At 70.0% G+C, this 12,939-nt stretch carries 8 protein-coding genes and 1 pseudogene; 7 read left to right on the top strand and 2 right to left on the bottom strand.

Annotated features, from left to right (window positions below):
* Positions 1 to 56 precede the first annotated feature (56 nt).
* The 7 genes and pseudogenes from icd to LRG07_RS06455 all read left to right on the top strand — a co-directional run.
* Positions 57 to 1,298: pseudogene (gene icd / locus LRG07_RS06485) on the top strand (isocitrate dehydrogenase (NADP(+))); the annotation flags it as partial.
* Positions 1,296 to 1,826, top strand: a complete 531-nt coding sequence (locus LRG07_RS06480) for a CBS domain-containing protein (protein ID WP_338018469.1) — start codon at positions 1,296 to 1,298, stop codon at positions 1,824 to 1,826. The pseudogene icd and the gene LRG07_RS06480, both read left to right, overlap by 3 nt.
* Before the next feature lie 45 nt (positions 1,827 to 1,871).
* Complete coding sequence (gene ppc / locus LRG07_RS06475) at positions 1,872 to 4,523, top strand: phosphoenolpyruvate carboxylase (protein WP_201241818.1); 2,652 nt, start codon at positions 1,872 to 1,874, stop codon at positions 4,521 to 4,523.
* A 6-nt stretch (positions 4,524 to 4,529) separates the two neighbouring features.
* The gene (pyrE, locus tag LRG07_RS06470) at positions 4,530 to 5,177 is read left to right on the top strand and encodes an orotate phosphoribosyltransferase (RefSeq protein ID WP_201173223.1); all 648 of its coding nucleotides are present in this window, start codon (positions 4,530 to 4,532) and stop codon (positions 5,175 to 5,177) included.
* An 83-nt stretch (positions 5,178 to 5,260) separates the two neighbouring features.
* Positions 5,261 to 6,376, top strand: coding sequence for an efflux RND transporter periplasmic adaptor subunit (locus tag LRG07_RS06465; RefSeq protein ID WP_238642008.1), 1,116 nt, complete (start codon positions 5,261 to 5,263; stop codon positions 6,374 to 6,376).
* Positions 6,373 to 9,411, top strand: coding sequence for an efflux RND transporter permease subunit (locus LRG07_RS06460; protein WP_238642007.1), 3,039 nt, complete (start codon positions 6,373 to 6,375; stop codon positions 9,409 to 9,411). Before LRG07_RS06465 ends, LRG07_RS06460 begins: the two co-directional genes overlap by 4 nt.
* Positions 9,412 to 9,455: 44 nt before the next feature.
* Positions 9,456 to 10,616, top strand: coding sequence for an MFS transporter (locus LRG07_RS06455; RefSeq protein WP_201173232.1), 1,161 nt, complete (start codon positions 9,456 to 9,458; stop codon positions 10,614 to 10,616).
* On the opposite strand, the gene argB is transcribed toward LRG07_RS06455, so the two are convergent.
* Both argB and LRG07_RS06445 read right to left on the bottom strand, forming a co-directional pair.
* Positions 10,613 to 11,515 carry an acetylglutamate kinase gene (gene argB / locus LRG07_RS06450; RefSeq protein WP_201173234.1) on the bottom strand — a complete coding sequence of 301 codons (903 nt, stop codon included), beginning with the start codon at positions 11,513 to 11,515 and terminating at the stop codon, positions 10,613 to 10,615. The two genes, LRG07_RS06455 and argB, sit on opposite strands and share 4 nt — an antisense overlap.
* A gap of 27 nt (positions 11,516 to 11,542) precedes the next feature.
* A complete protein-coding gene (locus LRG07_RS06445) occupies positions 11,543 to 12,937 on the bottom strand; it encodes a phosphomannomutase/phosphoglucomutase (RefSeq protein WP_238642006.1) in 1,395 nt (464 codons plus the stop codon).
* Positions 12,938 to 12,939: the final 2 nt, after the last annotated feature.

Raw genomic sequence — 12,939 nt, 5'->3', positions numbered from 1 at the left:
CGGCCAAAAGCCGGACCGGCCACGCGCCGCCGAAAGGAAATCCAGCGGGAGGAGCCATGAGCCAACAAATCCAGTACCCCGAGGGCGGCCAGAAGATCACCGTCGGGTCCGACGGCCGACTTCAGGTCCCGGACAACCCGATCATCGGTTACGTCGAGGGCGACGGCATCGGGCCCGATATCAACCGCGCCTGCATGCGCATCTGGGACGCCGCGGTCGAGAAGGCCTACGGCGGGCGGCGCAAGATCCACTGGGCCGAGCTGTACATGGGCGAGAAAGCCGCCGCCCTGTACGACGGCAACTACTTCCCCGATGAGACCAAGGCCGCCCTGAAGGACGTACTCATCTCCATCAAGGGGCCCCTGACCACGCCGGTGGGCGGCGGCTTCCGGTCGCTGAACGTCTCCCTGCGCCAGGAGCTCGATCTGTACGCCTGCGTCCGCCCGGTGCGCCACTACGCCGGTGTCCCCTCGCCGCTGCAGCGCCCCGAGGACATCGACGTGGTGATCTTCCGCGAGAACACCGAGGACGTCTACGCCGGGATCGAGTACCAGGCCGGCAGCGCCGACAACGAGAAGGTCGCCCGCTTCCTGCGCGAGGAGATGGGCGAGACGTTCTTCGACGGCGCCGGTCTTGGCGTCAAGCCGATCAGCCCGTTCGGGACCAAGCGCCTGGTGCGCAAGGCGATCGAGTACGCCATCGAGCATAACCGCGAGAGCGTCACCCTGGTGCACAAGGGCAACATCATGAAGTACACCGAGGGGGCTTTCCGCACCTGGGGCTACGAGGTCGCCCGCGAGGAGTTCCCGGACCAGACCATCACCGAGGAGGAGCTCTACGCCACCTACGGCGGCAAGCGCCCCGAGGGCAAGATCGTCATCAAGGACCGCATCGCGGACATCATGTTCCAGCTCATGCTGCTGCGGCCCAACGAGTTCGACGTCCTCGCCACCATGAACCTCAACGGCGACTACCTCTCGGACGCCATCGCCGCCGAGGTCGGTGGCGTGGGCATCGCGCCGGGCGCCAACATGTCCGACAACGTGGCGGTATTCGAGGCCACCCACGGCACCGCGCCGAAGTACGCCAACCAGGACAAGGTCAATCCCGGCTCGCTGCTGTTCTCGGGCGTCATGCTGCTCGAGCACATCGGCTGGAGCGAGGCAGCCGACCTGATCCGCGCCGCCTACGAGAAGGTGGTCGGCGCCGGGATCGTCACCTACGACTTCGCCCGCTCGCTGCAGGGCGCCACCGAGGTGAAGACCAGCCAGTTCGCCGACGCGCTGATCGATCAGATGCACGGCACCATCGACATCGACCGCATCCAGCGCGAGCGCGAGGAGGCGATCGAGGCCGAGCGCCAGGCCCGCGAGCAGCGCCGGGTGGTCGCGCCACTCGAGGAGATGGTCGCCTCGGGCCGGGTGCCGCACACGGTGGCCGACCTCATGAACCCGAACCTGGTCACGATGTCCGGCGATACCAGCGTCGAGGACGCCATGCACCTGATGCGCGAGCGGCGGATCTCCTCGGTGGTGGTCCAGCCCGCGCCGGACGAGGCCGACGGCATGGGCATCATGACCCAGCGCGACGTCATCAGCCGGGTGGTCTCGGCCACCAAGCAACCGAGCCAGGTACGCATCTCGGAGGTGGCTACGCGGCCGCTGATCACCGTACCCGAGGACACCTCGCTGCTCGACTGCGCCGAGCGCATGGGCGCGGAGAACATCCGGCGCATGGTGGTCATCGACACCCAGGGCCGGCCGATCGGGATCATCTCCGATACCGACATCTTCGCCAGCGTCGAGCAGTTCGGGCTGCCCGAGTAGGCCGAGTGACCACGCAACCACCCCAAGCAGGCGGGGCGCAACGGCATGGAAGAGCATCAGGATAGCGACAGCGCCCTGCGCGAAGACATCCGGGACCTCGGCGAGTTGCTCGGTGCCACCCTGCGCGAGCAGGGCGGCGCCGAGCTCTACGAGACCGTCGAGCGCGTCCGGGTGCTGGCCAAGACGGCCCGCGCCGGGGACGACGAAGCTGCGCAGGAGCTCGAACGGACCCTGTCGGAACTGCCGCCCGAACAGGTCACCCCGGTGGCCCGGGCCTTCTCGCAGTTCCTGAACCTGGCCAACATCGCCGAGCAGCATCACCGGGTGCGGCGCAGCCGCGAGTGGGCCCGTACCCCCGAGGCCCGACCGCTGTTCGGCTCCCTGGCCGAGACCGTCCCCCGACTGGCCGCCGACATGGAGCCCGAGCAGCTCCACGAGGCCATCTGCAGCATGGACATCAACCTGGTGTTCACCGCGCACCCGACCGAGGTGCAGCGGCGGACCATGCTGCAGAAGTACAACCGCATCGCCGGGCTGCTGGACAACCGCGACCGCTTCGGCCAGACGCCCACGGAGGTGGCCGAGACGCGGCTGGCGCTCAAGCGCGAGATCACCGCAGCCTGGCACAGCGACGAGATCCGCCGCCGCCGCCCCACCCCGCAGGACGAGGCCCGCTGGGGTCTAGCGGTGGTCGAGCAGACACTCTGGGACGCCGTGCCGCGCTACCTGCGCAGCCTTGATCACACCCTGCGCGAGCACACCGGCCGCCCGCTGCCCCTGGACTGCGCGCCGATCACCTTCGGCTCGTGGATGGGCGGCGACCGCGACGGCAACCCCAACGTCACCCACCGGGTCACCCGGGACGTGGCCATCCTCTCGCGCTGGATGGCCGCCTACCTCTACGAGCGGGACATCCAGCGGCTGGTCTCCACCCTGTCGCTGCAGGTCTGCGACGATGAGCTGCGCGAGGAGGTCGGCGGCGAGGCGTGGGAGCCGTACCGGGTGGTGCTCAAGCGGCTCCGGGCGCGGCTGCGCCAGACCATGCGCTGGGCCGAGGCCAAGCTCCAGGGCGGTCGCCCCCCGGAGAGCGACATCCTCTCCGACGTCGAGGACCTGCGTCAGCCGCTGCTGCGCTGCTACTACTCGCTGCAGCGCGTCGGCGCCGGGGTGGTCGCCGAGGGCGAGCTGCTCGATACCATCCGCCGGGTGAGCTGTTTCGGGCTCACCCTGATGCCCATGGACATCCGCCAGCACGCGGAGCGCCACACCGCGGTGCTCGACGCCATCACCCGCGCCGTGGGACTGGGCAGCTACGCCGAGTGGGACGAGCCAACCCGCCAGCAGTGGCTCTTCCAGGAACTCTCCCACCGCCGCCCGCTGATCCCGCTGGACTTCAAGCCGGAGCGCGAGGTCCAGGAGGTGCTCGACACCATCCGAATGCTCGAGGAGATCGGCCCCGACGCGGTGGGGGCGTACATCGTCTCCCACGCCGCGAAGCCCTCCGACATCCTCGCCGTGGAGCTGCTGCAGAAGGAGTGCGGTCTCACCCACCCCACCCGGGTGGTGCCGCTGTTCGAGACCCGCGACACGCTGGCCGAGGCGGCCGACACCATGGAGGTGCTCTTCGAGAGCGACTGGTATCGGCAGCGCATCGCCGGCCGCCAGGAGATCATGATCGGCTACTCCGACTCCACCAAGGACGCCGGTCACCTGACTTCCACGTGGACGCTCTACCAGGCCCAGGAGCAGCTGGTCGCCCTATCCCGCCGGCAGCGTATCGATCTGACCCTGTTCCACGGGCGCGGCGGCAGCATTGGCCGTGGCGGCGGCCCGACCCACGCCGCCATCCTGGCCCAGCCGCCGGGCTCCGTGGACGGGACGCTGCGCGTCACCGAGCAGGGCGAGGTGATGCAGGCCAAGTTTGGACTGCCCGGGATCGCCCTGCGCAACCTGGAGCTCTACACCACCTCGGTGCTCGAGGCGACGGTCCGCCCGCCGGAACCACCGCCGCAGCGCTGGCGCGAGATCCTAGACCGGCTCAGCGCCCGGGCCATGGCGGCCTATCGCGACACGGTCAAGGAGCGCCCGGAGTTCATGGACTATTTCCGGGCGGCTACCCCCATCGACGAGATCTCGCGGCTGACCATCGGCAGCCGCCCGGCCAAGCGCTCGCCGGATCAGATGACCGTGGACAGCCTGCGCGCCATCCCCTGGGTCTTCGCCTGGACCCAGACCCGGCTGATGCTCCCGGCCTGGCTGGGTGTTGGCGAGGCGCTCGAAGAGGCCATCGAAGAGGGGCTAACCGAAGAACTACAGGAGATGTTCGCCCACTGGCCCTTCTTCGAGGCCTTCCTCGACATGGTCGAGATGGTCGTGGCCAAGGCCGAACCCGGCGTCAACCGGCTCTACGAGCACGCCCTGGTCCCCGAGGAGCTGCGCGGGGTGGGCGACGAGCTGCGCGAGCGCTTCGCCCGCACCCGCGACGCCGTGCTGACCGTCACCGGGCACGAGCAGCCGCTGTCGGACTTCCCGGTGGTCAAACGCGCTGTGGAGGTCCGCAACCCCTACGTCGACCCGCTCAACCTGTTGCAGGTCGAGCTGCTGCGTCGTTCCCGGATGTGCGAGGACGACTCCCTGCGCCGCGGCCTGCAGGTGGTCATCAACGGGATCGCGGCGGGCATGCGCAACACGGGATAGACCGCCATGTACGATTACCAGGAAGAGTTCATCCGCTTCGCCCTCGACCGCGGGGTGCTGCGCTTCGGGCGCTTCACGCTGAAATCCGGCCGCGAGAGCCCCTACTTCTTCAATACCGGGCTGTTCAACAGCGGCGAGGCCCTGAGCAGGCTCGGCCGCTGCTACGTGGAGGCCCTGGCGAGGGCACAGGTTGACTTCGACCTGGTCTTCGGCCCCGCCTACAAGGGCATCCCGCTGGCAACGGCGCTCAGCATGGCGTTGGCCGAGACGCGCAGCCGCGACGTCCCCTACGCCTTCGATCGCAAGGAGGCCAAGGACCACGGCGAGGGGGGACGGCTGGTGGGTGCACCGGTGGATGGTCGGCGCGCCGTGATCGTCGACGACGTGATCTCATCGGGCGGATCCATCCGCGAGGCCGCCGAGCTGATCACCGCCGAGGGCGGCCGCGTGGCCGCGGTGGCCATCGCGCTCGACCGCAAGGAGCGCGGCGCCAACCAGGTCTCCGCCGTCCACGAGGTCGAACAGGCCCTGGGCGCCCCGGTGGTCCCGATCATCACCCTGGATCACCTGGAAACCTACCTGGCCGAGCACGGCGGCAAGGGCGAGACCCTGGACGCCATCCGCCAGTATCGGAGCCGCTACGGCGCGGCGTAGCCGCGCCGCCGGCTGGCGCTGCTCGGCCCGGCTGGATACGATAGGTGGAGTGCCTGAACCCCCCATCACCTTCAAGGAACGCCATGGACGTGCGGCCCCACCATGCGCCCGCGCCGCTGCTGCGGACGGTGACCCTGCTGGTCACCGGCCTGGCCCTGGTCACCGGCTGCGGCGATCCGGGTACCGAGCAGCCCCCCGAGGAGCGGCCGCGCCCGGTCCAGACCCTGGTCCTGGAGGATCCCGGCCGCCTCGCCGAACGGCGCTTCACCGGCCGCGTCGAGGCGCAGCACCGGGCCTGGGTGTCGTTCCGCGTAGGTGGCGAGCTGGATACCATCCACGCCGATGTGGGTGACCGCGTGGCCGCCGGCGAGCGCCTTGCCGAGCTGGACGACTCCGACCACGCCCGCGAGGTCGAGGAGCTGGAGGCACAGCTCGAGGCGGCCCGCGCCCGGCAGGCCTACGCGGCCACCGAGTACCTGCGCGCCGCACAGCTGGTCGAGGAGGAGGCCATCACCCAGTCCGAGTACGACCAGGCCGCCCGCCAGCGTGACGAGGCCCGCGCCGAAGCCGCCTCGCTGCAGGCCGGCCTGGCCCTCGCCCGCGACCGGCTCGCGTACACCCGGCTGAGGGCCCCGTTCGAAGGGGCGGTCGCCGAGCGCCGCTTTGACGCCTACGAGGCCGTGCCGCCCCAGGAGCCGGTCTACCTCCTTGAGGACCTCTCGCAGCTGGAGGTCGAGGTCGGCATCCCCGAGGAGTTCATGGTCTACCGGGAGCACCTGCAGCAGGTGCAGGTGCACGTCCCGGCCCTCAACGCGGTCTTCCCGGGGCGGATCCGCACCGTCGGGGTCGACGTGCTCCCCGAGCGCCAGACCTACCCGGTTCAGGTCACCCTGGCCGACCCCGACGACCGGGTGCTGCCCGGGATGACCGCCGAGGCGGTCTTCCGCGCTGACCTCGGCCCCGGCGAGGGGTTCCGCGTCCCACTGACCGCCGTCCACAAGCACGACGGCGAGCCCCACGTCTGGCTGCGCGGCGAGGACCACCGGGTCCGGCGCCAGGCCGTGGAGCTGCTCGCCCTGGATCGGGGCAGCGCTCTGGTCGGTGACGGCTTGGAGACCGGCGACGAGGTGGTGACCGCCGGCGTCCACCACCTGGCCGAGGGTCAGCCCACCCGGCGGATGGATGCGGAGGCGCCGTGAGCATCGGCGGCTGGAGCCTGGCGCATGCCCGGCTGATCGTCTTCGCCACGGTGCTGCTCGGGCTCTCCGGCATCTGGGCCTACGGCCAACTGGGGCAGCTCGAGGACCCCGACTTCACCATCCACACCGCCCTGGTCCAGGCCGAATACCCCGGCGCGCGGGCGCAGCGGGTGGAGGCGGAGGTCACCGAGGTCCTCGAGCGTCACATCCAGCAGCTCGAGGAACTCGAAGAGATCGAGTCGATCAGCCGCGACGGCGAGGTGGTCATCTATGTCGACGTGGATGAGCGCTACTCCGGGGCACGGCTGCGCCAGATCTGGGACGAGCTGAACAAGAAGGTCCAGCGGGCTTCCCGCGAGCTGCCGGACGAGGTGCGCGGACCGGTGGTCGACGACGACTACGGCGACGTCTTCGGCCTGCTCTATGCGGTCACCGGCGAGGGCTACGGCCTACGCGAGATCGACGACTATGCCGATGAGTTGCGCCGCGAGCTGTTGCGCGTCCCCGGCGTGGCCCGGGCAGAGCTCTTCGGCCGCCAGGGCGAGCGAATCTTCATCGAGATCAGCCGCGAGCGCCTGTCGGCTCTCAACCTACACCCCGGGCAGATCGCCGAGACCCTGCAACGGCAGAACGTGGTCGCGCCGGCGGGCGCGATCGATCTCGACGACGATCGGGTTGGGCTGTTCGTCTCGGGGGCCTTCGACAGCGTCGAGGATGTGCGGTCGCTGTCCATCCGTAACCCGGAGACCGACGAGCGCATCTACCTGCGCGACATCGCCGATGTCCGCCGCGGTTTCGCCGATCCTCCCGAGCGCGTGTTCCGCCATGACGGCGAACCGGGCGTAGCGCTGGGGGTCTCGCCGGCTCCAGGGACCAACGTGGTCGAGCTCGGCGAACGCATCGAACAGCGCCTGGCCGAGCTTGAGCACGACCGCCCGGTGGGCATGGCGCTGCACACCGTCAACGACCAGGCTGAGACGGTCCGCGAGGCGATCACCGAGTTCGTCACCAACCTGGCCACTGCCGTGGCCATCGTCCTGGCCGTCCTGCTGATCGCCTTGGGCTGGCGCACCGGAGTGATCGTCGGCGCCGGCGTACCACTGACCATCCTCGGCACCTTCCTGGTGATGTGGGTCACCGGCATCGACCTGCACCGCGTCTCGCTGGGGGCGCTGATCGTGGTCCTGGGCATGCTGGTCGACAACGCCATCGTGGTCGCCGAGCTGACCATGACCCGCATCCAGCGCGGCGTCGAGCGCGCCCGGGCGGCGCGACAGGCGGTCAGCGAGACCGCCGTGCCGCTGCTGATCGGCACGGCCATCGCCGCACTGGCCTTCTCGCCGATCAGCTTCACGCCGACGGCAGTGGGCGAGTTCACCAGCTCGCTGTTCTGGGTGGTGGCCTTCGCCCTGGGCCTGAGCTGGATCCTGGCGGTGACCTTCACCACGCTGCTGGCTTACCGCTTCCTGCCCGCACCGGCCGAGGGCGAGGCAGGGGATCCCCACGACACCGTCTGGCACCGCACCTACCGGCGGGCTCTGGGTACGATGCTGCACTACCGCGCCAGCAGCCTGATCGTCGTCCTGCTGGTAGTGGGCATCGCGGTGGCCGCATTCACCCTGGTGCCGCGGATCTTCTTTCCCGCCGCCGACCGGGACCAGTTCCTCATCGACCACTGGCGCAGCGAGGGCACGCGCATCGAGGCGGTGGCCGCCGACACCGAGCACATCGAGGCCTTCCTGCGCGAGCACGACGACGTCGCTCGGGTGACCACCTTCATCGGCGAGGGGGCTCCGCGCTTCTACCTGCCGATGATCCCGGAGCTGCCCAACCCGGCCTACGCCCAGCTGCTGGTGGGCACCGAACCGGGCAGCGACCTGGATGCGGTGATCGACGATGTGCGCGACTGGCTCGAGGGCCGCTTCGCCGACGCACAGCCGCGGGTGCGGCCGATGATGCTGGGCGATCCGGTGCGCTACCCGGTGGAGCTACGCGTGGCCGGTCCGCGTGATCACGCGGAGCTGCGCCGGGTAGCCGAGGAGCTGCGCGACTGGCTGGCGGCCCAGCCGGAAACCGAAGGCACCCGGCACAACTGGCGCCAGAAGGCGGTGTCGCTGGATGTCGAGGTCGACCAGGAACGGGCCCGCGCCGCCGGGCTCTCCTCGGCCGAGGTAGCCGAGACCCTGGAGATGGCCTACGACGACGGCCCCATCGGTGTGCTCATCGACGGGGACCGCCACCTGCCGATCCACTGGTATTTGCCCGAGGCCGAACGCGGTGACCTGTCGCGGCTCGATACCCTGGAGATCTGGCCGCGGGACGCCGAGCAGCCGGTCCCGCTGCGCCAGGTGGCGAACCTGGAGCCGGCCTGGGAAGAGCGCAGCATCTGGCGCCAGGACCGGGTGCCGACGGTGACCGTCCAGACGGACCTGGCCGAGGGGGCCACCGCCGAAGGGCTAGTGGCCCGCCTCGACCCGGAACTCGCCGAGCTGGACCTGCCCCCTGGCCTGGAGCTCTCCTGGGGCGGCGAGGCCGAGGCCTCTTGGGAGGCACGGGCCGATGTGCTGGCCTTTGTTCCGCTGGTGCTGGCGGTCATGGCCCTGCTGCTGGTCGCGCAGTTCAACAGCCTACGCGATGCCGCCGTGGTGGCCCTGACCGTGCCGCTGGGGCTGATCGGGGTGGTCGCCGGTCTGCTCGCCTTCCGCCAGCCATTCGGCTTCATCGCCCTGCTCGGCGCCATGAGCCTGGCCGGCATGCTCATCCGCAACGCCATTGTCCTGGTCGAGCAGATACGCCTGCACCGCGATGATGGCATGGCCGTGCAGCCGGCTATCATGGAGGCCGGTGTCGGGCGCATGCGCCCGGTGCTGCTCACCGCAGCCACCACCATTCTGGGGATGATCCCACTGGCTCTCTCCGGGCCTTTCTGGGCGCCCATGGCCATCGCGGTGATGTCCGGCCTGGCCTTCGGCACGATCCTCATCCTCGGGGTCGTGCCCGTGCTCTACGCCCTCTTCCACCGCGCCGAGCATTAGCCGGCGCACCCGTTCCCGTCCCGAAAGCCACCCTCAGCCCGTCCATGCCCATTGCCCAGCTGCTGATCACCATCTACTGCACGGTCCTCGCCTTCTCGGCCATCCACGCCCCGCAGCCGCTGCTGCCGACGCTCCAGGCCGCTTTCTCGGTGAGCGAGCCGAAGGCCTCGCTGCTGCTCACCGCCACGCTGCTGCCGTTGGCCATTGCGCCCATCGCCTACGGCTTCGTGCTCCAGCGCGTATCGTCGCGACAGATGCTGGTGGTGGCCTCGGGGCTGCTGGCCGTGACCCAGCTGGCGGTGGCCATGGCGCCAAGCTTTGAGATCCTCCTCGGGCTGCGCCTGGTTCAGGGCCTGCTGATCCCGGCCATCCTCACCGCGCTGATGACCTACCTGGCCGCCAGCGCCGCCCCGGGGCGGACCACGCGGGTGATGGCCGGCTACGTGGCGGCCACGGTGCTGGGCGGCTTCCTGGGTCGGGCCATCGCCGGCGCGGTGACCACCGCCGCGAGCTGGGAGGCCGCCTTCCTGCTCTTCGGCGTAGCGCAGCTGCTGTGCACCGCCCTGCTGCTGCGTCTGGACGCCGATCCGCAGGCTGGCTTCGGCCGCCTGGACCGCCGCGCCGTCGGCCAGATCCTGCGTCAGCCCCGGGCGCTGCGGGTCTACGGCGCCATCTTCTGTGCCTTCTTCGTCTTCCTATCGCTGCTCACCTTCCTACCCTTCCGCCTGGTGGAGCTCGAGACCGGGCTCAGCGATCTGGGCATCGCGCTGATGTACACGGGCTACCTCATGGGGGTGGTCACGGCACTCAGCGCCCTGCGCGTGGCCGATCGCATCGGCGGCGTGGTCAACACCATGCTGCTGGGCATCGCCATCTTCGCCGCCTCGCTGGCGATGTTCCTCGGACCGTGGCTGGTGGTGATCTTCGCGGGGATGTTCGTCTTCTGCGCCGGGATGTTCCTGCTTCACGCCCTGGCACCGGGGTACCTCAACCAGGAGGTGGAGGGCGAGACCGGCGTAGTCAACGGCCTCTACATCGCCTTCTACTACGCCGGCGGCGCGGTGGGCTCGTGGCTGCCGGGCTACCTCTACCACGGCCTGGGCTGGGAGGCCTACGTGGCCTCCCTGGCCGCCATGCTCGGCCTGGCCGGGTACTGGATCTGGGGGCTGCGCGACCGCGGCGCGGGCCCCGCGCGAACGGGCTAGTCGGGCTGGCGCCGGATCAGCGTGCCCACGCCCTTGTCGGTGAACAGTTCGAGCAACACCGCGTGGGGGACGCGGCCATCGATGATATGGGCGTTGCGCACGCCGCCGGCCACGGCGTCCAGGGCGCAGCGGATCTTGGGCAGCATGCCGCCGGCGATGGTGCCGTCGGCGATCAGGCCGTCGACCCGCTCGGGGCTCAACCCGGTGAGCAGATTGCCTGCGCCATCGAGCACGCCGGGGGTATTGGTCAGCAGCAGGAGCTTCTCGGCGTCGAGGACCTCGGCGATCCGGCCGGCGACCAGGTCCGCGTTGATGTTGTAGGACGTTCCGCGCTCATCGACGCCGATGGGCGCGACCACCGGGATGAACTCCCCGGAGTCGAGCATCTCCACCACCGCCGGGTCGATGTGATCGACCTCGCCGACGTGGCCGATATCGATGATCTCGGGGACCTGGTTCTCGGGCCCGGGCTGTTCCACCTCGAGCTTGCGGGCCCGGATCAGGCCACCGTCCTTGCCGGTCAGCCCCACGGCACGGCCACCCTGGGCGCTGATCAGATTGACGATCTCCTTGTTCACCAGGCCACCGAGGACCATCTCCACCACGTCCATGGTCTCGGCGTCGGTGACCCGCATGCCCTGGACGAACTCGGTCTCCTTGCCGATGCGATCGAGCAGGTTGCCGATCTGCGGGCCGCCACCGTGAACCACGACGACGCGGAAGCCGACCAGGCGCATGAGCACGATATCCCGCGCGAAGGCCACCTTCAGCGCCTCGTCCACCATGGCATTGCCGCCGAACTTGACGACGATGGTCTGCCCGCGGAAGCGGCGGATGTAGGGCAGGGCCTCGACCAGGACCTGGGCGGTGAGATCGGGATCGATGGGGTGTTCGGTCATATTGAATTCAGGGTGCGGATTGCTGGGTCAGGGTGCAGGGATGGCCAGGCCGGGGCGCACGCTGGCAAGCAGGGCCTCGAAGGCCTCGCGGATACGGGCCAGGCCGTCGGCGTCGTTGGCCTCGAAGCGCACCACCAGCACCGGCGTGGTGTTGGAGGCGCGGATCAGCCCCCAGCCATCGGGCCACTCCACGCGGATACCGTCGATGGTGTGGATGGTGGCCTCGGTGAAGCGCTGCCGCCCCTCCGCCACCAGCGCATCCATGAGCTCGGCCTGCTCGCCCTCCTGGATGTGGACCTTGAGCTCGGGCGTGGACACCCCCTCAGGCAGCTCGGCGAAGACCTCGGCACTGGGTCGGCCATCGGCGGCGACGATCTCCACCAGCCGGGCACCGGTGTAGAGCCCGTCGTCAAAGCCGTACCAGCGCTCGGCGAAAAAGGTGTGGCCGCTCATCTCGCCGGCCAGGGGCGCACCGCTCTCGCGCAGGGTGGCCTTGATCAGCGAGTGCCCGGTGCGCGACATCTGCGGCCGCCCGCCGGCCGCCTCGATGACGTGCTTGAGGTGCATGCTGCATTTAACGTCGAAGACCACTGGCTCACCGGGGCGACGGCTGAGCACGTCGCGGGCGTAGAGCATCAGCTGGCGGTCGGGCCAGATGATGTTCCCCGCCGAGTCGACGACGCCGAGGCGATCCCCGTCGCCGTCGAAGGCCAGCCCGAGATCGGCACCGCTGTCACGGACGCGGGCGATGAGCGTCTCCAGGTTGTGCGGCTCCGCCGGGTCCGGGTGGTGGTTGGGGAAATCGCCGTCGACCTCGCAGAAGAGCGCCTCGACCTGGCAGCCGAGGGCCTCGAAGAGGCGCGGCGCCACCGCCCCGGCCACCCCGTTGCCGGCATCCAGGACCAGGCGCAGCGGCCGCGCCGGGCGGATGTCGCCCGCGATGCGCGCCAGGTAGCGTTCCACCAGGTCCGTGCGTGTCTCCACGCAACCCTCGCCCTCGGCCAGGCAGCCGTCCTGTATGCGCCGGTAGAGCGCCGTGATGGCCTCACCGGAGAGGGTGTCGCCGGCGACCATGATCTTCAGGCCGTTGTATTCCGGCGGGTTGTGGCTGCCGGTGATCATCACCCCGGAGCCGGTCTCCAGCTCGTGGGTGGCGAAGTACATGACCGGGGTGGGGGCCTGGCCGATGTCGATGACGTCGCAGCCGGCGTCGTTCATGCCGGCCGCCACCGCCGCGGCCAGCTCGGCGCTGGAGTGGCGGCCATCGCGGCCGACCACCAGGCGGCGGACACCGCGTTCGCGCGCCTCGCTGCCCACTGCCCGGCCCACCCAGCGGACGATGTCGGCATCCAGGGTCTCGCCCACCACGCCGCGGACGTCGTAGGCACGAAAGATCGATGCGGGTACCTGCGCTGCGTTCACGG

This window comes from Halorhodospira sp. 9622, assembly GCF_022228025.1.
Taxonomy (GTDB): domain Bacteria; phylum Pseudomonadota; class Gammaproteobacteria; order Nitrococcales; family Halorhodospiraceae; genus Halorhodospira; species Halorhodospira halophila_A.
This window is presented reverse-complemented; position numbering and strand designations above follow the sequence as displayed.

What these genes read in the sequence shown, in the direction of transcription:
- ppc (WP_201241818.1), top strand. Translation starts at nt 1,872, where the DNA reads ATGGAAGAGCATCAGGATAGCGACAGCGCCCTGCGCGAAGACATCCGG.
- argB (WP_201173234.1), bottom strand. Translation starts at nt 11,515, where the DNA reads ATGACCGAACACCCCATCGATCCCGATCTCACCGCCCAGGTCCTGGTC.
- LRG07_RS06455 (WP_201173232.1), top strand. Translation starts at nt 9,456, where the DNA reads ATGCCCATTGCCCAGCTGCTGATCACCATCTACTGCACGGTCCTCGCC.
- LRG07_RS06465 (WP_238642008.1), top strand. Translation starts at nt 5,261, where the DNA reads ATGGACGTGCGGCCCCACCATGCGCCCGCGCCGCTGCTGCGGACGGTG.
- pyrE (WP_201173223.1), top strand. Translation starts at nt 4,530, where the DNA reads ATGTACGATTACCAGGAAGAGTTCATCCGCTTCGCCCTCGACCGCGGG.
- LRG07_RS06480 (WP_338018469.1), top strand. Translation starts at nt 1,296, where the DNA reads ATGCACGGCACCATCGACATCGACCGCATCCAGCGCGAGCGCGAGGAG.